The organism is Variovorax boronicumulans NBRC 103145 (assembly GCF_001591345.1).
GTDB classification, from domain to species: domain Bacteria; phylum Pseudomonadota; class Gammaproteobacteria; order Burkholderiales; family Burkholderiaceae_C; genus Variovorax; species Variovorax boronicumulans.
The window spans coordinates 1-19,498 of the sequence record NZ_BCUS01000031.1 but is presented as its reverse complement, the minus strand read 5'-3'; the positions used below and the strand labels follow the sequence as shown (position 1 = coordinate 19,498).

The following is a 19,498-nucleotide window of genomic DNA, read 5'->3' as shown; positions in this document are numbered from 1 at the left end:
CAAGTAAGTGTTTCTTCAATACACTGGCGCAGACCCTTGTTTGAAGAAGAATTCACTCAAAAACCAAGATGAACGTCGGTTCTGTTTCTCTTGACGAGCATTGCCTCAAGATTCTTTCTGCACTGCAGCATGACGGCCGGCAGACCGTGCAGCAGATTTCCGAGGCCGTCGGCCTGTCGCCCACGCCCTGCTGGAAGCGCATCAAGGACATGGAGGCAGCCGGCGTCATCCGCGGCTACACCGCGCTCGTCGATCCCGAGCACGTGGGCCTGCACGTGTCGGCCGTGGCCGAGGTGAACCTCGACCGCCACAGCGAGGCGATGGTGCAGCGCTTCGAAGAAGCCGTGGCCGCGAGCCCACAGATCATCCGCTGCGTGTCGGCCACCGGGCCCGCGGACTACATCCTCAACGTGACCGTGCCCGACATGAAGCACTACGAGCGCTTCCTGCACGAGGTGCTGTTCAGCCTGCCCGGCGTGACGCACGTGCGCTCGAGCATCGTGCTGCGCGAGATCAAGTCGGAGACGGCGCTGCCGCTCGGACACCTGCTGGATGCGAAGGCCGGGCTGGCGGGGTCACGGCGGTCGCCGTGAGGCGTGGCGCAGTGGCCTCTAGCGCTTGCGCCGGATGACGTACGCGTTCTGCGCCAGCTCGAAGCCGAGCGTCGGGTAGTAAGACATCGCGTCGGGTGCCGAGAGCAGGATCAACGACACCTCCTCGCCGATGATCGCCTGCGTGCGCTGCACGAGCTCCCGGCCGATGCCATGGCCCTGGTACTTCTTGTCCACCGCCAGGTCCGACAGGTAGCAGCAGTACGCATGGTCGGTCAGCGACCGCGACAGCCCCACCAGTTCGTTGTCGACCCAGGCCGACAGCAAAAGGCTGGGCGCGGCGAACATCCGCGCGATCCGGGCGAGATCGTTCGTGGGGCGCTTGATGCCGGAGCGGTCGAAGACGCGGGCGACGTCGGCCGGGTCCAGGGGCACGTCCTGGCGGTAGTCGATGGTGATGTTGTTCATGAATTTCTTTGCGTAGCTCCCAGGCTCATTCCGTCTCGGAAGACCCGAGCTTCTTGAGTTCGGCGAACTTGGCCGCCATCGTCGGGTTGCCGCGCGTCAACTTCTTGATCGTCACGTCCTGCGCCTTGTCGTTCGCAAGGCGCAGGTTGCGGTCGGTGCCGAGCAGCGCCTCCTTCGTCTTCTGCAGGTGGTCGATCGACTTGTCGATCTCCGCGATCGCCTTCTGGAAGTGGCCGTGGGCCAGGTCGTAGTTCCTGCCGAAGGCGGCCTTGAAGGTCTCCAGCTCGGTCTCGAACTTCGTGATGTCGATGTTCTGCGCCTTGACCAGCGCCAGCTCCGACTTGTACTTGAGCGAGTTCATCGCCGCATTGCGCAGCAGCGTGATGATGGGCAGGAAGAACTGCGGGCGCACGACATACATCTTCGGGTAGCGATGGAACACATCGACGATCCCGGTGTTGTACAGCTCGTTGTCGGGCTCGAGCAGCGACACCAGCACCGCGTACTCGCAGCCCTTCTCGGTGCGGTCCTTGTCGAGTTCCTTCAGGAAGTCTTCGTTCCTGTTCTTCGTGGCGGTGCGGTCGTTCTCGTTCTTCATCTCGAACATGATCGAGACGATCTCGGTGCCGGCCTCGTCCGCGTCGCGGAAGATGTAGTCGCCCTTGCTGCCCGTGCGCGCGTCGTTGTCCTTCTCGAAATAGGCGCGGGGAAACGCCATCGACCGGATGCGATTGAACTCGGTCTCGCAGTGCAGCTCCAGGGTCTCGCCGACCATCTTGGTCGACAGGCGCGCCTTCATGTCGCGCAGCCGCTCGATCTCTCCTTCGCGATCCTTGATCTGCGTCTCGTACTTGTCCTTGAGCGATTTCTCGGCGAGTTGCTTCTCGAGCTCCGCCCGCTCGAGGCCGCTCTTCCACTGATCCCGCTCCTTCTCGACCACACTGACGGCCTCGCTGATCGCGAGCTTTTTCGCCACCTCGATGGCGTCGAGCCGGGCCTTCAGTTCCTGGATTTCCACGTCCTTCGCAGCGGCGCTCTTCTGCAGTTCGCCCACATGCCGTGCCTCGGCGAGCGCGGTGGCGGCCAGCTTGTCCTGCTTGGCCTTTTCAAGCTCGTTGGCGAGCGCGTCGCGCTCCCGTTCCACGGCGCCCAGGGCTTCGCTCACGGCCAGCTTTCGCGCGACATCGCCGGCCTCGAGCTTCGCCTTGAGTTCCTGGATCTCGCCGTCCTTGGCGGCGGCGGCCTTCTGCAGTTCGCCGGCGGCCCGGGTCTGGGCAAGTTCGACGGCGGCGCGTTTGTCCCGCTCGGCCAGTTCCAGCCGCTCGTGCAACTGCTTCTCGAAATCGCCGTCGCGCACCTGCTTCAGGATGTCCGCGTAGCCGGCTTCGTCGATCTTGAATGCCTTGCTGCAATGGGGGCAGATGATTTCGTGCATGGCTATGTGCGCTCCATCGTCAGGGTGGGCGTCGGCAAGAGAGGGAGTGCAGCGAAGCGCCGCGCCGTTCGGGCGGAATCGCAGGGAGTGATGCTGTTCATAGGGTCAGGGACATGGAGCCATCCGACTGTAGCCGGACAGGAAGCGCCGGCGAGCGGCAGGCGCGTGAAGACCGTGCCGACATCTGCGAGCGAGTGATGCGTTCTCGATCACGTTGCTAGAATCGCCGCTGCAAAAATCGACTCTGACCTGTTCAGAGCTCCATCCCGCCGTAAGCGTTTACGTCAACCAACGCATCACCAGTGGCACCCGCATGCCGACTGGCGGTGTGCGTGGGTCGCTTCGGTGCTCATCGTCCCGCCCATTCGACCGGCTGGTGCCGCCTTTGAAAACTCAAGGAGCGGCGCTCGATGACGAACGTCCAAACAAACTCTTCTTCCCTGCGCACGTTGGTCTGGATGACCCTCGCGCTATTTCTCGCCTACCTGTCTGTCGCCATGTCGATGCCGGCTGTGACGCTCCACGTGTCACAGACGCTGGGCCTGGGCAATGTCGCGTCTGGCCTGGGTGTCGGCATTGCCTTTTTGTCCACCATCCTGAGTCGCGGCTGGGCGGGCCGTCTGGCTGACGAACGCGGCGGCAAGTTCGCCATGTTCCGGGGCCTTGTCCTCTATGCGGCGGCATCGCTCCTGTGCTGGGCCTCCTCGCTGCCCGTGCTGGGCCATGGCGTCGGCGCGTACCTGGTTCTTCTGGTGGGGCGTCTCGTGCTGGGCCTCGGCGAAAGCTTCGCGCTCGTCGGCATGCTGGGCTGGGCGATGGCGGCCATGGGCCCCGCGCGGTCCGGGCAGGTCATGGCGCTCGTCGGCACCGGCATGTATGGCGCATTTGCAGTGGGCGGGCCCCTGGGCCTCTGGCTGCTGGAAAGGCTCGGCTTCGCCGGCCTGATGGCGGGCAGCATCGCCCTGCCGCTGGTCAGCGGCGCGATGCTGTGGTCCATCGCGCCCGCCATGTCGGCACAGGGGCGCCGCGCGCCCTTCTCCGATGTGCTGGGGCTCATCTGGAAGCAAGGCGCAGTCGTGGGCCTACAAGGCGTCGGCTTCGCCGCCTTGGGCGCGTTCTTCCCCTTGTACTTCCTGGCCCATGGCTGGCAGGGTGCCGGCTACGGACTGACATGCTTCGGCCTGGGTTTTGTCCTGGTGCGCCTGCTGGCAGGTCGCTTGCCCGACCGCATCGGCGGAATCAAAGTGGCGCTGGTCTCCCTGGCGATCGAGGCCGTGGGTCAAGCGCTGCTGTGGCTCGCGCCCCATCCCGTCGTAGCGATGGTGGGCGCACTGCTGACCGGCATGGGATGCTCGATGGTCTTCCCTGCCATGGGACTGGAGGCCGTCAAGCGCGTGCCCGCCCACCTGCGCGGAACGGCCATCGGCGGCTTCGCGGCGTTCCAGGATCTGGCGTACGGCGTCACAGGCCCGATGGCGGGGCTGATTGCTGACCACTACGGTCACGACAGTGTGTTCCTGGTGGGGCTGATCGCGACAGTTGTGGGGATCGGGATGACGTGGCGGCTCGCGAAGGGGTCGCAGGCCGGGCGCGCTTCGACGCGGGCCTGAGGCGGTCGCAGGCTGGCTGGGCTCTCCCGCAGCCCTGCGCCTGCGAAGCGCGCGACGCCCACATAGACTGTGGAAATGTCCCAGCCCACCGCCGCCTTCAGCACGTCGTCCACCACCAACAACTACCCCGAGAAGACCGCACGCCTGGTGCCAGGCCTGCACGACCTGCAGACGATGGCAGCCCTGCTCGTCGCCGAACGCGCGCCGGATGCGGCCCACGTGCTGGTCATCGGCGCCGGTGGTGGCATGGAGTTGAAGGTGCTCGCGCAGGCGCATCCCCGATGGCATTTCGTCGGCGTCGATCCGTCGCAACCCATGCTCGACCTCGCCGCGGAAACGCTCGGCCCGCTCGCCGACCGGGTCACGCTGCACCACGGCTACACCGACACGGCACCCGAAGGCCCGTTCGATGCGGCGACCTGCCTGCTGACGATGCACTTCCTGACGCTCGATGAACGCAGGTCGACGCTGATGGAAATTCGTCACCGCCTGAAGCCCGGTGCGCCGTTCGTCATGGCGCATCTCAGCTTTCCCCAGGCACATGGGGAGCGAGAGCTGTGGCTCTCACGCTACGTCGCTTTCGCGGCGGCTTCCGGCGTCGATCCGGACAACGCGCGCAAGGCGGCCTCCGCGATCGGTTCGACGCTGACACTGCTCAGCCCGGAACAGGAAGAGGCGTTGCTCGAAGAGACGGGTTTCACCAACGTCCGCCTGTTCTATGCAGGCATGGCCTTCAGAGGCTGGGTCGCACAAGCCTGAGCCGAATCCTCACTCGGGCGTTCGCAACTCCGCCCACGCCGTCAACATCTTCACCTGCGTGCGCAGCCAGCTCGTCGGCATCGACTGCGTGCCCCACACCGCGATGCGGCCCGCGTGTTCGCCCATGAGCCAGAACTGCCGCACGGCCATGAAGGCAGCGATGGCCTCGACATCCGCCGAAGGCAACGGACGCGCGCTGCGGTAGCCCGCCAGGTAGCTGCGCCAACGCGCCAGCGACGTCGCGTCGAGCGATCCGCCCACCGTGCGCGGGTGCATCGCCCAGAGGTACACACACAGGTCGTAGGCCAGCCAGCCGGGGCCTGCATCGTCGAAGTCGAAGAACGAGGCGACGCGCGCGCCCTCAAGACCAGTCGTCACGAAGTTGTTCATGCCGTGGCAATCGCCGTGCCCGTGAACACGAGTCAGGGTCGGCATCGCGGCGATGCGGGCTTCGAGCGCGCGCGCGATGGCGCTGAACTCCGGGCGCAGCGCGTCGGTCATGGTGGGCGCGGCGTGCAGGCGCTCCAGCGACGCGTGCAGCAGGTCGGGCAGTTCCAGGGCGTAGCGGCTCGCGGGGCCGTGGTAGTCCTGCGCGGCTTCGTGCAACAGCGCCAGGCCGCGGCCGGTGGCTTCGACGTCGGGCAGCACGTCGCCGGGCACGTCGCCGTCGAGATGCTCGAACAGGATCAACGGACGCTCGCCCTCGGGCAGGTCCATCGCGACAGCATGTGCGCCATCGCGTGCCGCCAGCGCGCCGGCCACCGGCACGCCCCTGGCCTTCAGGTGCACGAGCAGCGCCGTTTCGTAGCCGATGTTGGGGGCGCCGCGCGGGCGGTCGGCGCTCAGGCGCGCGACGGCTTGGCGGCCGTCGGCAAACTGCAGGCCGTAGACATGGTTGAAGCTGCGCCGCAGCAGCTCGCACGACCGGACCTCGCCGAAGTCGTAGGCCTGCGCCACCTTCTCTGCGATGGCGGCGCCCGTGGGCGTGGTCTGGGCGATCCGGGCAGAGCGGGCGGGCGTCGTCACGGGGTGGCCTTTCGGGAGCGTGGGGCGGGCGATTCTGCCCTACCCTCCGCAGCCTCGCCGCCTTGCGTCAACGCTCCAGATCGTGATCGAGCGAGGTGCCTCCGTCCCCCACCTGCCGCCACGCCGGCGCCAGCGCCTTGCGCGCCGCATTGAGCTCGGCCATCGAGATGTGCAGCTCCGCCATGGTCTGCACCAGCAGCTCGAGCAGCGCGGCGCGCTGGCGCAGCCGCACGGTCTCGGCGCGGCGCGCGCGTTGGGCCTGGCGCGCCGCGGCCTGGATGGCGCGGCCCGTGGGCGAGTCGTGCGAGGGATGGTGGTGGTCGTCCACGGACAGGCCGGATGCAGCGCGCATGGGCAGTGGCATCACGCGGCGGCGGGCACACCCTGGACGGCGGCGGTGGCAGCAGCAGCGTCGGCATTCGCCGCGTCGCCGCGCGTCTCGGCGGCGGGGCCGTAGTTGCGCAGGTGCAGGAAGAACTCGCCCATCATCTGCATCCACAGCCGCACGGCAAACGCCAGGTAGGCGGGGCTCACGCCGCCGGCCACGACCACGTCCATCTCGAGCACGACGAAGTCGCCGTGCTGCGCCACGCGCGCAAAGCGCTTGCTGCGGTGCCAGGCGGCGAGCACGGCCTCGGGCAGCGTGCCACCCTGCACGCGCAGCGGGCAGCTCAGGGTGAAGTCGGTGTACTGGGTGGTGGTGACGGCGTTGCCCCACAGCACCTGGAAGCCGATGCCGTGGCTGGCGCTGTGCAGGCGCACCACGCCATCCTGTTCGATGGCGGTGACGGCGCCGCCGGCGGCCTTGATGGCGTCCGACACCTGGTCGGGCGTGACGGCGTCGAGCATGTCGAAAGGCACAGGCGTGGCGGCCTGGTCGTCGGCTTGCGGGGTCGTGGCGGTGGTGTTCATGGTGTGCTTCTTCTTTCTGAAAAGGGGGAATGGGTTCAGTTGGTCTTCTTGAGCGCGGCGTCGAGCGCGGCGCTGTCGATGCTCAGTTGCGCCGGCGGCGCCAGCTGGGCCATGTAGGCCTGCACGAGTTGCTGCTGCCGCTGCTGGCGCAGCGCGGCCTGCAGTTGCGGCTTCATCTCCTCGAGGGTGGCGGTGCGCGCAGGCTGGGTGTCGAGCAGCTTGACGATGTGGAAGCCGGCCTCGGCCTGCACCGGTTCACTGACCTGGCCCTGCTTGAGCCTGGCCACGGTGTCGCGCAGCTCGGGCAGGATGCGCGCGAGCGGCAGCGTGTCGACCTCGCCGCCGCGTTCGGCACTGCGGCGGTCCTGCGAGCTGGTGCGCGCCACGGCGGCGAAGTCGCCGCTGCGGGCCTGCTTGGCGAGGCGGTTGGCTTCGTCGCGCACCTTGGCGATGGCGGCCGGGTCGCGCTCGGGCGTGGCCAGGTAGATCTGCGCCACGCGGTAGGCGGCCGGCAGGTTGAAGCCGGTCTTGCCCTGGTCGTAGGCGGCCTTCACCTCGGCGTCCGACGGGAAGCCCGCGGGCACCTGGCTCACGGATTCGAGGTAGCTGGTGGCGACGATGCGCGCGGTGATCTCGCGCGTGGCGGCGTCGATCTTCGCCTTCACGTCGGGCCGTTCGGCCCAGCCCTTGGCGCGGGCGTCGCGCAGCAGCGCTTCGCTCACGAGGCGCTGGCGCAGCCAGCCGTCGAGGCTCGCGCGGTCGGCCTTGACGGCGGCGCGTTCGGTCTCGGGCAGGGTCTGCAGCAGCTTCTCGATCTCGTCCTGGCCGATGGTCACTTCGCCGATGCGTGCGACGACGGCGGGGCCGGGTGCAGCGGGCTGCTGCGCGGCGGCCACGCCGACCGACGAGACGAGCAGCACGCCGGCCGCCGCGCGCAGGCGGCGGCCGAGTCCGGCTGCGGGAGTGGCTTGTGCGGGGTTCATTGGGGCTTTCCTTCCGTGGCGGATGCAGCGGCCGCAGGCGCCGGCGCGCTCACGGCGCGCACGTCGAAGCGGCTCTCGTAGAGCTTGTCGCCGTACTGCTGCGCGATCTGTTCGTACTTGACGCGGCTTTGCGCCGCGAAGGGTTGGCGCGAGGCGAGCACGCTGCCCACGTCCATGGTTTCGTAGGCGCGCAGCACTTCCTGCCCGACGGCATAGAGCTGCGTGTTCTTGGCCTCGCACTGCGTGAGCGCGGTGCGCTGCAGCGCGGCCTCGCCGGCCAGGCGCTGGCGCTCCGCCTCGGAGGCGCGCGCCATCTTCAGCAGCTCGTCGTAGGCACCGCGGAACTGCGCGATCTGCGCACCCGCCTTCTCGCTCGCGGCCTGGGCCTGCTCGCGCAGCTGCGCGTTGCCGGCGCTGGCCTGGCCGCGCGCGTGGCGCTCGGACGCAAGCTGGGCCTGGCTGGCGGCCAGTTCCTTCTTCAGCGTCTCGAGCTCGGACGCGGGCGGCGGCGCGCCGGGTGCCGCGGGCGCCTTGCCCGCAGGCTGGCCGGCCTTGAGCGCGGCCAGCTCGTTCTGCGCCTGCTGCAGCTGGGTGGTGGTGGTGCGCAGCTGCGCGCGCAGCCGCTCCTCCATGCTCTGGCCCTGCGGCTGCTGGGCCTGCGCGACGCCGGCCGTGGCGGCCAGCGCGGCCAGGGCCAGCGCCGGGAAGATCGTTCGGGACACGGCGGACTCCTTCTTAGAAACGCGCATTGAATTCGAGCTGCAGGGTGTCGATCGACAGCGGCGGGCCGTAGACCTCCTTGGTCGAGATCCAGCGGCCGGTGAACCACATGTTCTTGTCGATCGCGTACGAGCCGCCCAGGAAGTAGCCGCGCGCATTGGTGCCGCCGCCGTGGAAGCTCGAATCGTTGTAGCCGTCGGGCATGGCGTCGGGCTCGATGCGCTTGTAGCCCGCGAGCACGTTCCAGTCGCCGCGCGCGGCCGGTGCCGGCTTGCCGTAGGTGGCCTGCAGCATGTAGGCGTTGCCGCCGCTCTTGAAGTCGGACTGGGTGGTGCCGCCGGTCGGGCCGAAGTTGTTCACGATGGCGCCGCGGATGCCGCCGCGCTTCCAGATGTCGTTGGCGTCGTAGGCGGTGTTGCGCACGAAGTTGGCGTCCAGGCGCAGGTTGTTGCCGGCCACCTGGGTGTCCCAGCGCAGGTTCAGGTCGATCAGGCGGAACTTCGAGGCCAGACCCACGTACTGCGGCTGCGGCGTGCCGGCCGGGTTGAGCGGGTCGAGCGAGATGTCGCGCAGCAGCATGAGCGTGTTGCCCTTCTGCATGAAGGCCGGTCGCGACCAGTCGGTGCTGCAGCCGTCGGCGCCCGCATACAGCGCGCAAGGCTCGGAGACCTGGCCGCTGACGTTGCGGAAGTTGTAGTACGCCAGCGCGCCGCGCACGCGGTTGTCTTCGTTGATCTTCCAGTCGGCGCCCACCTGCGCGCCGAGCAGCCACTTGTTCTCGCTCTTCATCTTGCGCTGGCTGCGCGTGGGCGAGCCGTCCGCCGAGTACTCGAGCGGAATGAGGCCCAGCGTGCCGAACAGCGACAGGTCGCGGTTCGATGCGAGCTTCTTGTCGAACTGCGCGGCAATGCCGTCGAAGTTCAGGTCGCTCGAATACAGCAGGTCGGTCGACATGAAGGGGTTGCCGAAGCGCCCGCCGGTCACGGTGAGCCAGTCGGTCGGCTTGTGCGAAATCCACATCTGGTCGAGCCACACGCTCTTCTTGCCCAGGCCGCCGCCCAGCGTGGTGGTGGTCGAGACGGGGCTCTCGTCGCTGCCCGAGGCCAGGCGCACGCCGGCCTTGGTGTTCTCCGACAGGTCGGCCAGCAGGCCCACGCGTGCGCGGGCGCGGAACAGGTTGCGGCGGTCCTGGCGCGTGTTCAGGATCGACGGCAACGACAGGTTGGTGTTCGGGTTGACGTCGTAGCCGCTGCCCTGGTTGAGCGAGGGCCAGTTGATCTCGATGTCGCTGTTGTTGCCGGCGTAGCTGCGCGATTCGTTGCGCACGCGCACGTCGCCTTCGAAGCGGATGCGCTTGCTCCACTCGGGCGTCTCGTTGGGCGCGGCCCAGCCTTCGTCCTTGGCCTGGGCCATGACCTGTGCCTTGACCTCGTCGCGGATCTGGTCGCGCACGGTCTGCGAGATGTAGGGCACGCGCACGTCACCCGCTTCGAGGCGCATGCCGCCCGCGACGGTGGCCGATGCGGCGGTGGCCGAGGCCGTCGCCTGGCGCTGCGCCTGCTGCGCGGCGATGGCTTCGGTCTGGGCCTGGGCCAGCAGCGCTTCGCCCACGTCCTTGGCGAGCGTGCCACTTTGAATGAGGCCGCGGATCAGCTTGACCATGGCGGATTCGCCCGCCGGCGCGGCGGCGGTCTGGGCCATGGCGGTGCCGGCCGACAGCACGAAGGCGGAGGCCACGGCCGCCGCGAGCGCGCACTGGCGCAGGGCCGGCATCGCGCCCCGGCGCGGGAGGGTGTTGTGCAGGGTGTTCATCGCTTCGTTCACTGGAGGAAAGGAGTCGGGCCGGGCGTCGGCCGTACAGGAATGGAAAGTCATGGCCGGCGGCCTTTCATCGACACGCGCATCGGAAAGCGCATCGAGGCCGGCGGACGTTCGTCGACGCGATCGAGCCCGCGCACCAGCGCGAGCACGGCCTCGTCGATGTCCTCGGTGCCGGTGCCGCGCACCAGCTGGGCGCGCGTGGTCTTGCCGTCGGCGCCGAGCCACAGGTCGATCTGGATGTCGTCGAACACCAGCTGGCGCGTGCGCGGGTCGCGCGACAGCGCCTGCTGCAGCATGCTCGACACGTAGCGCGCATACGAGCCGCTGCCCAGGCCGCCGCCGGCGCCGGTGCCGCTCATGCCGCCGCCGCTGCCGGCCTGGATGCCGAAGGCGTCGTTGCCGGCCTGGCCGGCGCTGTCCATGGTCACCGGGTCGCCCAGGTCTTTCGACGGGCTGGGCGGCGCGTCGTCCTTGGGCACTTCCAGCGGCTCGACCGGCTTGGGCTCGGGCTCGACCACTTCGGGCTTGATCTTTTCCGGCTCGGGCTCGGGCAGCTTCTCGGGTTCGGGCGGCGGTGGCGGGGGCGGCGGCAGCATCAGCGTGGGCGCGTCGGCCACCACACGCTTCTGGCTCGCGGTGTCGGACAGCAGCCGCCACACGAGCAGCGCCAGCGCCACGACGATCGCCAGGCCGATGACCACCCCGCCCCAACGGCGCCACAGCGCGGCCGTTCCACCCGTGCCGCTGGAGCGCGGCGCGGGCGAGGCAGAAGAAATCGGGTCGCGAGGGTTCACGCTCCGGTCCTCACTTCTGCTTGCCGGTCACGAGGCCGATCTGGTTCAGCTCGATGCGGCGCAGCAGGTCGAGCACGTCGACCACCTTCGCGTACTGCACGCTGGCATCGCCGCGCACGATCACGGGAAAGTCGGGCGACAGCGCCTTCTCGGTGCGCAGGCGCTCCTCGAGCTCGGGCAGCGTGACCGGGTAGGCGTCCAGGAACACGTTGCCCGCGTTGTCGATCGTGATGGCCTTGGTCTTGGGCTTTTCCAGCGCCACCGAGGCGCTGGCCTTGGGCAGGTCGACCTTGATGCCCGGGATGCTGGCGTTGCTGGTGAGGATGAAGATCACCAGCACCACCAGCAGCACGTCGACGAAGGGCGTGATGTTGATGCCGCCCGTGCGCTTGCGCACGGCGAACTTCGCGGCTGTGTTTGCCATGGTGCGCGGTCCTCAGGCGCGGCGCGCCTGCACGGCCACCGGCAGCGAGCGGCCCTCGCCCTGCTCTTCGGCCAGGCGCGTGACGAACTCGTCGACGAACACGGCCATGTCGGCGCCGATGGCGTCCGAGCGCGAGGCCAGCCAGTTGTAGCCAAAGAGCGCGGGGATCGCGACGCCCAGGCCGGCGGCGGTACACAGCAACGCGGCGGCCATGCCGGGCGCCACCGAGTTGATGTCCACGGCGCCGGCCATGGCCGCCACCACGAACACCAGCATGATGCCGATCACGGTGCCAAAGAGGCCCACGTACGGCGCGCCTTCGATGGTGGTCGACAGCCAGTTCATGCGCTTGGACATGCGCTCGGTCTCGCGCACCATCACGCCGTCCATCGCGGCGCGGATGGCGCCGATGGTGGAGGCCGACACGGCGTTCAGGTCGTAGCCGCGGTCATGGCGGCGGCGCATTTCCTCGATGGCCACTTCGTACAGGCGCCACAGCGAGGAATCGGCACGCACTTCCTGCGGCACCGTGTTGTTGGTGGCCAGGCGGTCCAGCGGCGCACCGGCGGCTTCGCGGAAGTGCTCGATGAAGGTGGCGTTGGCGCGCGAGGTGGCGCCGAAGTTGCGGCCCTTGCCGATCATGATGGCCCACGACAGCGCCATCATCAGGCCCAGCAGGCCGACCACGATCCACGCGTCCAGCGGCATCGCGGCCAGGATGAAGCCGAAGTGGCTCTTGCCAGCCTGCTGCTCGTCGGGACCGAAAGCGGCCAGGCGCGACTCGGCGCCTTGCGACACGGCATCGGCCAGCAGCAGCGCGTCGGGGCGTGCGACCTTCGACAGGCGCACTTCGTCGATCGCGCCGGTGAACGGGGCAAAGCCGGCGACGGGTGCTGCACCCGGTGCAGCGGGTGCGGCAGCCGGTGCATCCGCGCCGAGCGCGGCAGCGGTGTTCAGCGCGGGCAGCTTCGCCGCCAGCGACACGGCCGGACGGCCGCCCACATACAGCGCGACGCTGTCACCCTCGGCCTTCACCGCGAGGTGCGCCCACTGGCCGGCCTGCACCGGCTGGCCCGGCGTGCTGCGCTGGCCGTTGACCTGCACGAAGGGCACGCCCTGGTCGATGCCGACCACGAGTTCGCCGGCGCCGTCGCGGCGCGCATAGATCGCCTGGCGTGCACCGAGCGAATCGGGCTTGATCCAGGCCGAGAAGGTCAGCGTGCCGCCGGCCGTCACGGCCAGCGAGGGCGTGGCGGGCAGCATCAACGCGCCGTTGCCGAGCTGCGCGCCCTTGCCGATGACCGTGCCTTCGACGGGCACCGCGGCGGTCTGGCCGTTGTTGCCGTAGGCGGTGGTGTCGCGCGGCGGCACCGCGCCTTCGGCGAAGTGGTAGACCAGCGTGTAGTCGGGGTCGAAGCTGCGCTGGCCGTTGCCCGAGGCCGGGGCCTTGGGGTTGCCGTAGTACATCCAGAGCTTTTGCGGCGTGCCGGCCGAGACGTTGGGCACGTCGACCCAGATCAGCGCGATACCCAGCAGCGGATCGAACTGCTCGATCTGGTGGTTGAGCACGGTCTTGTCGTCGCCCGCGACAAAGCGCAGGTCGGCGCCGGTCTCGCTCACGCCCTCGAACTTGAAGTTGCCCGTGTGCAGGCGCACCAGCACCGGCACGCGGCCGGCATCGCTGCCGATGGCGCCGGCCTGCGGGCCGCCGTCGATGGTGACGGGTTTGCGGTAGGCCCATTCGGCCTGCCACCAGGCATGGGCCAGGCCCGGCAGGAGCGTGCTCAGCAGCGTGAGCGCGATGAAAAGAAGTCGTCGCATGACAGGGTTCTCCGGAAAGCTCGTGGAATGAGAAAAAAATCGAAAGAAGGAAGAAAGGACGTCGCCGTCGTTCGGTCGGTCAGTAGCTCGCGGTGATGCTGAAATTCACCTGCGTGTCGTGCTTCTTGGTGCGCGGCCCGTCGACCAGCGGATAGCCGATGTCGACGCGGCCCGAGAAATACGTGCCCACCTTGAAGGTCGTGCCCACGCCCACCGAATACAGCGAGAAGCGGTCGGCCTGCTCGGGCAGCGGGCTCTTCAGGCGCAGCCGCGCGGCATCGGCGAAGGCGTACACGCGCCAGTTCTCGACGGTGCTGCCCAGGAAGGCGAGCGGCTTGCTGCGCAGCTCCACCGAGCCGACCACGCCGTAGTCGCCGGTGGCCTCCGCCGAGAGGTAGCCGCGCACCGAGTTCATGCCGCCCGCGGCGATCTGCTCGCTCGAGACGAGCGGCGAATCGGTCATCTGCGCGTTGACGCGGAAGGCCACCTGCGTGCCGCCCTCGAAGCTGTGCGCGCCGTTGAGGTCGGTCTTCAGCACCATGAAGCTGGGCGAGGCCTTGTAGCGCTTGTAGTCGAAGGCCGCCCAGTCGCTGCCGTACTTGAACGAGCTGCTGGTGCCCGCCACCAGCGACACGCCCACGCCGTACTGGCTCTTGTCGGTCTGGCGGAAGCCCGAGTACGACAGCGTGATCGGCGCGTACTTGAGCGGCACGGTGTCGCCGCTGCCCTTGAGCGTCAGCGCTTCCTTGTTGTTCTTGAAGTCGACGCCCACGCTGAAGGCATGCCACCAGTTGCCGGTGTTGGGCACGGTGTAGGTGGCCTTCAGGCCGATCGAGTGGCCCTTGCCCAGCACGGTGGTGCCGCCGACGGTGGCGACGTTGCTGTCGGAGACGAAGGCGTTGGCCTCGAGGCTCCAGTTCGTGCCCTTGAGCGGCGCGTTGTACGAGGCCGAGAACACCTGCGTCTGGTTCAGGTCCTGCGGCGCGCCGAAGAAGCTGATGGAGGCGCTGTGGCCCATCTGCCAGAGGTTGTCGTGGCCCAGCGAGGCGCTGGCGCGCAGCTTGCGCGTGTCGGCGCTGTAGTCGTTGTTCAGGCCCACGCTGGCACGCCACGGGCTCTGGTCCTCGACCTTCAGGTCGACGTCCATCGTGCCCGGCATGGTGCCGGGGCGCACCAGCGGCATCACCTGGCGCTTGGGGCTGCGGTTGAGCGCGGTGAGCTCGGCCTGGGCCTTGTTGAAGTCGGGCACGCCGCCCTCCTTCAGCGCCGGCACCTGGTCGCGCACGTCGAGCGGCGAGTTGTACTCGGCGCCCACCACGCGCACGCGGCCCACGCGGGTCTCGTTGACCTGCAGGAACACCACGCCCTGCGTGACCTGCTGTTCGGGCAGGTCGACGTACACCGACTGGTAGCCCGCCGCCTGGTAGGCCGCGAGCAGCGCGTCGCGCGCGCCCTCCACGTCCTTGAGCGTGCGCTCGGGGCCGAGGAAGGGCGTGACCGCCTTCTCGATGGCGCGGGCGTCGAGCACGGTGTTGCCGCGCACGATGTATTCGGCGATGTCGACCTTGCGGGCCGGTTCGGTGGCTGCGGGCGCACCCGCAGCCGGTGTGGGCGCCGAGGTCGGCGCCGGCGTGGAGACAGCGGCAGGTGCTTGTGCGAAGGCGCCCACCGGGGCACCGATCGCCATCACCGCCAGCCACACCGCTCTCCAGCAGGTCGGTGGGGCGTTCTTCTTCATGTCATGCATTTACAGCTCGGTTCTCAAGGATGAAGCTCGCGTGGCAGCGGCTCATGGTGGAGAGCCTTCATGTCGCTGCTGCGTACCGATACCTAGACGCACGGCGTGCGCGGCGACTGTCGTTTGTCACGAAAACTTCATCAAGAAATCGGCACGAGGTCCGGCGCGGCGGGTTTCGCGCACATAAGAAGAAGGGCCTCCGCATGGGAGGCCCTTGTGTTTTTTCCGCCTGCGCGGGTAGCGCAAAGGTTCAGCCGCTCAGCGTTTCAGCCCTCGCTGCTCGCCCGGCGTGAGCGACTGCATCTGAGCGGTGGTGAGCGCGCCCGCGCCGAGCACCTGCACCACGCCCTTGGGGTCGTAGGCCGCGCCGCTGCGCTCGCGGCCGGCACCGTTGCCACCGCCCTCGCCGCCCGCGGGCTCGTTGCCGAAGCCGAGCACGCGCACGGTGAACACCGAGGGCAGCGCCTGGCGCTGCGCCGCGCGGTCGCGCTGCACGGCATCCTGCGCCGCGGTGGCGGCCTGCGAGGCGGCGGCGCTGGCGTTGGTGAGCGCGCCCACGTTCACCGCTGCCACCACCGGGACGCCGGTGGACTTGCCCTGCACCTGGATGTTCTCGGCGTTGGCCACGCGCAGCGCCGCCAGGTTCACGTTGCCCGACACGCGGATGCCCGCCTCGCCCGCGTCGATGGTGCCCAGCGGCGCGATCAGGTCGATGTCGCCCGGCGGCACCTCGGGGATCGGGTTCAGCGTGGCGATGCCGGCGCCGGTGTTGGGCGTGGTCGGCGACAGGCTGACGTTGCCGGCGTCGTCGTACAGGCGCCGCTGCGGCGTGTAGACCACGGTCGACTTCGAACCGCGCCCGGCGTTGATGTCGCCCTGCGCCGACCAGGCCAGGATGCCGCCGCCGAAGGTGGTGAAGATGCGGCTCTGGCCCAGCAGGATGCTGTCCAGCGAATAGATCTGCACCTCGCCCGCGCCCTGCGTCAGCACGCCCGAGCCCTCGCCCGGCACGAAGCCGCCGTCCACCCCCACCAACGTGCGCCCGCCCGGCACGAGGATGTTCACGTTGCCGCCGAAGTTGGTGTGGATGCCGGCGTCGAGCGCGTCGTACACGCCGATGTCGCTGGGCCGCCCGGCGGCCGTCCAGGCGTCGCGCCGCAGGTAGCTCTTGCCGGCCTGCGGGCGCTTGGTGAACGGGTCCGAGCTGCTCGCGTAGTAGTTGGCGCTGCTGAACATGGTCAGGTCGCCCTGGTAGCGGCGCGCGCTGCCGTCGGCGCCCTGCGCGGGGAACAGCGTGGCGATGGCCTCGCGCCCGCGCAGGTAGCTGCCCCGGCGCGGACCGCCCTCTTCGTTGTACTCGCGCCCGCCGGCGCGCAGCTCGGCGAAGTACACGTTGCGCAGGTACACCTGCTGCTGCTCGGGCGGCAGCGCGGCGAAGAAGGCCTGCGCGTCCATGGTGGCGGCGTCGAAGTGGCGGCCCTGGCTGTTGCGCCCGCCGAAGCGCTCGCGCAGCCAGTTCACCAGGTGCAGGCCTTCGGCCAGGCCGAACTCGCGCACCAGGTCGCGGCGCGTGCTGCCGCCGCCTTCGCTGCGCTGGCCGTCGATCTCGGCCTGCTTGCGCTTCAGGTAGGCGTCGGCACCGGCCTCGTCGCCGCCGTAGCCGAACTGCTGCGACAGCCAGCCGGCCAGCGTGAGCTCGCCGCCGTAGCTGTACAGCGCGGTGCCGGGCTGGTCGGCGAAGGGCTGGCCGCTGGCGGCGCGGCGCTTGGGGTCGAGGTAGCGCGCGGCGAAGCCGGCCCAGTCCGGCCCGTCGCGGCCCACGCCCACCGCCACCGAAATGCCGGCGCCGCTGCTGCGGTCGCCCGGCTTCACGTTGACGATGGCGCCCAGGCTCTTGAGCTCGCCCTTGTCGGCCATGTACAGCTCGCGCCCGGCGCTCAGTACCAGCTCGCCGGGGCCGGCGATGTGGAAGCTGCTGTTGCGGATGTCGCGCCCGGCCTCCACCACCGACACGTCGTCGGCGTGGCGGTGCACGATCAGGTTGCCGCGCGCCGAGGCGGCGTTCAGCGTCTGCGGCTGCGGCGGCAGTTCCGGCCGGCCGGGGAAGTCGCGCCCGCGCCAGCCCGCGCCCTCCGACGGCACGAGATCGACCTCGCCCAGCGCGGTGCCGGCGCCGACGATGTCGCGCCCGGCGCGGATCGCCACCGGGCCCGCCCCTTCGTACCAGAGCCCGTTCGGCGTCGCCACGCCGGTGTTGGAGCCGCGGTAGACGATCGAGCCGGTGCGCAGGCCCACGATGTCGCCCTCCAGCGCATAGAAGCGCGACGGCGGCTGGCCCGCCGGCGCCACGTCGGCCACGCTGGGCGAGGTGAGCGTGAACAGCGGAAAGCGCAGCCACGAATTCTGGCCGTCCAGTGCAATGGAGGGCAGCAGCGCGTCGGCGGCCGTGTTGTGGATCAACTCGCGGCCGTACCAGAGTTCGCCGCCCAGCGCGGCGAAGCCCGGCTGGAACGGGTCCACCAGCCGCGACGGATCGGCGCCCGAGGGCGTGATGGTGTAGCCCGCCGCGTGAATGGAGTCGCGCGCCAGCAGCTCCAGCTGCGCGGTGCGCTTCACCGCGTACTGCGGGCCGACCGGCGACGGCGCCAGCGTGAGGCTCCAGGGCGACAGCACCGGCCCGTTGCTCGATTCGTCGCGCACGCCCGAGCTCGCGCTGCCGTAGTACAGGCTGCCGCTGGCCGCCAGCGCGCGCAGCACCGCCGGGTAGACGAAGCGGCCGTCGGTCGCCTGGTGGTTGGTGCGATCGCCCAGGTCGGTCCAGCCCAGCGTCGGCGTGAGGTTGCCACCGGCGCTGAACAGGTCGATCGCGGTCGACGGCGTCCACAGCGAGAACCAGGTCCAGCCCTCGCCCGGGTGCGCGGTGCCGTTGGCGCTGAAGGGCGTGCCGTGCGTGAGCGTGGGCACGCGCCCCGGATCGGCCACGCCGCCCAGCACCAGGTCGCCGCGCGCGTCGAGCCGCACGCCGGCATCGCCGGGGATCAGCACCGGGCCGCCCGAGGCGATCGACGAGCCCGCGACGTAGGGGCTGAGCGCGCGCGAGTCCTTCGGGCCGGGCGTGCCGAAGTCCAGCGCGATGCCGCCCACCGCGCCGCTTTCCAGCCGCAGCGCGCCGCGCAGGTTGGCGAAGACCCCGTTCAGGTCCAGCCGCATGCGGTCGTAGCGCTGGAGGCTGCCGGCCTGCCAGGTGGTGCTGGCGGGCACCGCGCGCACCTCGGGCGCCGGGTTCAGCGTGCCGCCGATGCGCACGTCCAGGTCGCCGCCGCCGGTCAGCAGCAGCTCGCCCGCGCGCGTCACGCGGCCGGTGCTGCCCACGGCGAGATGCAGGCCCTGGCTGCGCGCCACGTAGGTGGCGCTGTGGTCGCCCATCTGCTCCATCATCCCGGCGTTGCCGCCGGTCTCGAACACCAGGTTGCCGCCGCCCAGCGTGCCGATGCCGGTGAAGCCGACCAGGTAGGGCCAGAGGCCGCCGAGGTCGTAGGTCGTGCCTTCGTGGCCCGCGACGTAGCTGCCGAAGTTGATCCACCACGCGGTGGGCACGCCCTCGGCGCCCGGCACCACGCTGCCGGTGCCCTGGCGCCACAGCCAGTTGCCGAGCATGGCGCTGGGCATCTGCTTGCGGAAGATGCCCAGTTCGTCGGTGGTGCGGCGCATGTTGCCGCGCACGCCGATGGTGTCGCCGCGCGCATCGCCCTGCACGCGCATGCGCAGGTTGCCGCCGTGGTCGGGGTACCAGGCGCGGTACAGGCTCTGGCTGTCGACGAACTGCTCGAAGATGTCGTAGCCGCCGTTGAGCACCGTGCCTTGCGGGCCCTTGGCGCGCGGCAGGTGGAAGTCGGCGTCGTCGGCGCGCGCCGCGGCGCGCGTGCCGGCGGTGTAGATGCCGTAGGGCGAGCGCTGCGTGAAGTCGTTGCCGGCCAGCAGGTCCAGGTCGCCGGTGCCGGTGCGCACCACGCTGAACAGCGGCTGGCGCACGGGGTAGGACTTGAAGTCCCAGACCTCGGGGGTCTCGGAGACCAGGTCGCAGTAGCCGATGTCGCACATGCCCCAGGACACCTCCTCCGGCGTGAGGATGCTGCCCAAGCTGCCCCAGCCTTCGTCGGCCGCCTGCTGGTTCCAGGACCACACCTTGCCGCCGGAGACCAGCTGCTTCGTGAAGGCGTTGCCGTAGTGCGTGTCGGCCAGCAGCAGGTCGCGCTGCGGCCCGCGCGGCTGCAGCGCGCGGCTGTCGGCGGCCTGCGTGTCGGCGCCGGCCACCAGGCGCATCGACCACGACTGCGAGCCCTCGGCCAGCATCGGCGCGATGGCGAAGTTGCGGCCCTGGTTGCCGTCGCCGTCGGCCAGGCGCAGCCGCACCGACGCCGCGCCGCCGGGCAGCA

General features: G+C 69.7%; 16 protein-coding genes. 3 read left to right on the top strand and 13 right to left on the bottom strand.

Features of this window, described 5'->3' with window-relative positions:
- Positions 1-68: 68 nt before the first annotated feature.
- Complete coding sequence (locus VBO01S_RS11545) at positions 69-593, top strand: Lrp/AsnC family transcriptional regulator (RefSeq protein WP_062474115.1); 525 nt, start codon at positions 69-71, stop codon at positions 591-593.
- 18 nt (positions 594-611) lie between these two features.
- Here the strand turns inward: VBO01S_RS11545 and VBO01S_RS11540 are convergent, their stop codons facing one another.
- The gene (locus tag VBO01S_RS11540; protein ID WP_062474113.1) at positions 612-1,019 is read right to left on the bottom strand and encodes a GNAT family N-acetyltransferase; all 408 of its coding nucleotides are present in this window, start codon (positions 1,017-1,019) and stop codon (positions 612-614) included.
- 25 nt (positions 1,020-1,044) lie between these two features.
- Entirely contained in the window at positions 1,045-2,454 is a 1,410-nt protein-coding gene (locus tag VBO01S_RS11535; RefSeq protein ID WP_062474111.1) for a DUF2130 domain-containing protein, read from the bottom strand.
- Positions 2,455-2,864: 410 nt separating this feature from the next.
- On the opposite strand from VBO01S_RS11535, the gene VBO01S_RS11530 reads away from it, so the two are divergent.
- Together VBO01S_RS11530 and VBO01S_RS11525 are read left to right on the top strand one after the other, a co-directional pair.
- Positions 2,865-4,064, top strand: coding sequence for an MFS transporter (locus tag VBO01S_RS11530; RefSeq protein ID WP_062474110.1), 1,200 nt, complete (start codon positions 2,865-2,867; stop codon positions 4,062-4,064).
- A gap of 75 nt (positions 4,065-4,139) precedes the next feature.
- Complete coding sequence (locus tag VBO01S_RS11525; protein WP_062474109.1) at positions 4,140-4,823, top strand: class I SAM-dependent methyltransferase; 684 nt, start codon at positions 4,140-4,142, stop codon at positions 4,821-4,823.
- 9 nt (positions 4,824-4,832) lie between these two features.
- Here VBO01S_RS11525 and VBO01S_RS11520 read toward each other — a convergent pair whose 3' ends face one another.
- From VBO01S_RS11520 to VBO01S_RS33050, 11 genes are all read right to left on the bottom strand, one after another.
- Positions 4,833-5,849, bottom strand: coding sequence for a phosphotransferase enzyme family protein (locus VBO01S_RS11520; RefSeq protein WP_062474108.1), 1,017 nt, complete (start codon positions 5,847-5,849; stop codon positions 4,833-4,835).
- A gap of 67 nt (positions 5,850-5,916) precedes the next feature.
- Positions 5,917-6,201, bottom strand: a complete 285-nt coding sequence (locus tag VBO01S_RS11515; RefSeq protein ID WP_062474106.1) for a hypothetical protein — start codon at positions 6,199-6,201, stop codon at positions 5,917-5,919.
- Between the two features lie 11 nt (positions 6,202-6,212).
- Positions 6,213-6,761 (bottom strand): YbjN domain-containing protein, encoded by a 549-nt coding sequence (locus VBO01S_RS11510; protein ID WP_082818097.1) that lies wholly within the window; start codon positions 6,759-6,761, stop codon positions 6,213-6,215.
- A 35-nt stretch (positions 6,762-6,796) separates the two neighbouring features.
- Positions 6,797-7,744: a peptidylprolyl isomerase gene (locus tag VBO01S_RS11505; protein WP_062474104.1), complete on the bottom strand. Its 948-nt coding sequence runs from the start codon at positions 7,742-7,744 to the stop codon at positions 6,797-6,799.
- The gene (locus tag VBO01S_RS11500; RefSeq protein WP_253252343.1) at positions 7,741-8,466 is read right to left on the bottom strand and encodes a hypothetical protein; all 726 of its coding nucleotides are present in this window, start codon (positions 8,464-8,466) and stop codon (positions 7,741-7,743) included. The genes VBO01S_RS11505 and VBO01S_RS11500 overlap by 4 nt, the downstream gene beginning before the upstream one ends.
- A 13-nt stretch (positions 8,467-8,479) precedes the next feature.
- Positions 8,480-10,339 (bottom strand): putative porin, encoded by a 1,860-nt coding sequence (locus VBO01S_RS11495; RefSeq protein ID WP_255221102.1) that lies wholly within the window; start codon positions 10,337-10,339, stop codon positions 8,480-8,482.
- Positions 10,336-11,079, bottom strand: coding sequence for an energy transducer TonB (locus tag VBO01S_RS11490; RefSeq protein ID WP_255221101.1), 744 nt, complete (start codon positions 11,077-11,079; stop codon positions 10,336-10,338). The genes VBO01S_RS11495 and VBO01S_RS11490 overlap by 4 nt, the downstream gene beginning before the upstream one ends.
- 10 nt (positions 11,080-11,089) lie before the next feature.
- Positions 11,090-11,503: an ExbD/TolR family protein gene (locus VBO01S_RS11485; protein ID WP_062474100.1), complete on the bottom strand. Its 414-nt coding sequence runs from the start codon at positions 11,501-11,503 to the stop codon at positions 11,090-11,092.
- A gap of 12 nt (positions 11,504-11,515) precedes the next feature.
- The gene (locus tag VBO01S_RS11480; RefSeq protein ID WP_062474098.1) at positions 11,516-13,324 is read right to left on the bottom strand and encodes a DUF2341 domain-containing protein; all 1,809 of its coding nucleotides are present in this window, start codon (positions 13,322-13,324) and stop codon (positions 11,516-11,518) included.
- Between the two features lie 79 nt (positions 13,325-13,403).
- On the bottom strand, positions 13,404-15,062 hold the full coding sequence (locus tag VBO01S_RS11475) for a ShlB/FhaC/HecB family hemolysin secretion/activation protein (protein WP_306301669.1): 1,659 nt from the start codon (positions 15,060-15,062) through the stop codon (positions 13,404-13,406).
- Positions 15,063-15,320: 258 nt separating this feature from the next.
- Positions 15,321-19,498: filamentous hemagglutinin family protein (locus VBO01S_RS33050; protein ID WP_255221100.1), on the bottom strand; the 4,178-nt coding region annotated here is incomplete at its 5' end.

Bases quoted from the DNA above. Each gene is read 5' to 3' on its own strand.
- VBO01S_RS11545 (WP_062474115.1), top strand. From the start codon at position 69: ATGAACGTCGGTTCTGTTTCTCTTGACGAGCATTGCCTCAAGATTCTT.
- VBO01S_RS11540 (WP_062474113.1), bottom strand. From the start codon at position 1,019: ATGAACAACATCACCATCGACTACCGCCAGGACGTGCCCCTGGACCCG.
- VBO01S_RS11535 (WP_062474111.1), bottom strand. From the start codon at position 2,454: ATGCACGAAATCATCTGCCCCCATTGCAGCAAGGCATTCAAGATCGAC.
- VBO01S_RS11530 (WP_062474110.1), top strand. From the start codon at position 2,865: ATGACGAACGTCCAAACAAACTCTTCTTCCCTGCGCACGTTGGTCTGG.
- VBO01S_RS11525 (WP_062474109.1), top strand. From the start codon at position 4,140: ATGTCCCAGCCCACCGCCGCCTTCAGCACGTCGTCCACCACCAACAAC.
- VBO01S_RS11515 (WP_062474106.1), bottom strand. From the start codon at position 6,201: ATGCGCGCTGCATCCGGCCTGTCCGTGGACGACCACCACCATCCCTCG.
- VBO01S_RS11510 (WP_082818097.1), bottom strand. From the start codon at position 6,761: ATGAACACCACCGCCACGACCCCGCAAGCCGACGACCAGGCCGCCACG.
- VBO01S_RS11505 (WP_062474104.1), bottom strand. From the start codon at position 7,744: ATGAACCCCGCACAAGCCACTCCCGCAGCCGGACTCGGCCGCCGCCTG.
- VBO01S_RS11495 (WP_255221102.1), bottom strand. From the start codon at position 10,339: ATGACTTTCCATTCCTGTACGGCCGACGCCCGGCCCGACTCCTTTCCT.
- VBO01S_RS11485 (WP_062474100.1), bottom strand. From the start codon at position 11,503: ATGGCAAACACAGCCGCGAAGTTCGCCGTGCGCAAGCGCACGGGCGGC.
- VBO01S_RS11480 (WP_062474098.1), bottom strand. From the start codon at position 13,324: ATGCGACGACTTCTTTTCATCGCGCTCACGCTGCTGAGCACGCTCCTG.
- VBO01S_RS11475 (WP_306301669.1), bottom strand. From the start codon at position 15,062: ATGAAGAAGAACGCCCCACCGACCTGCTGGAGAGCGGTGTGGCTGGCG.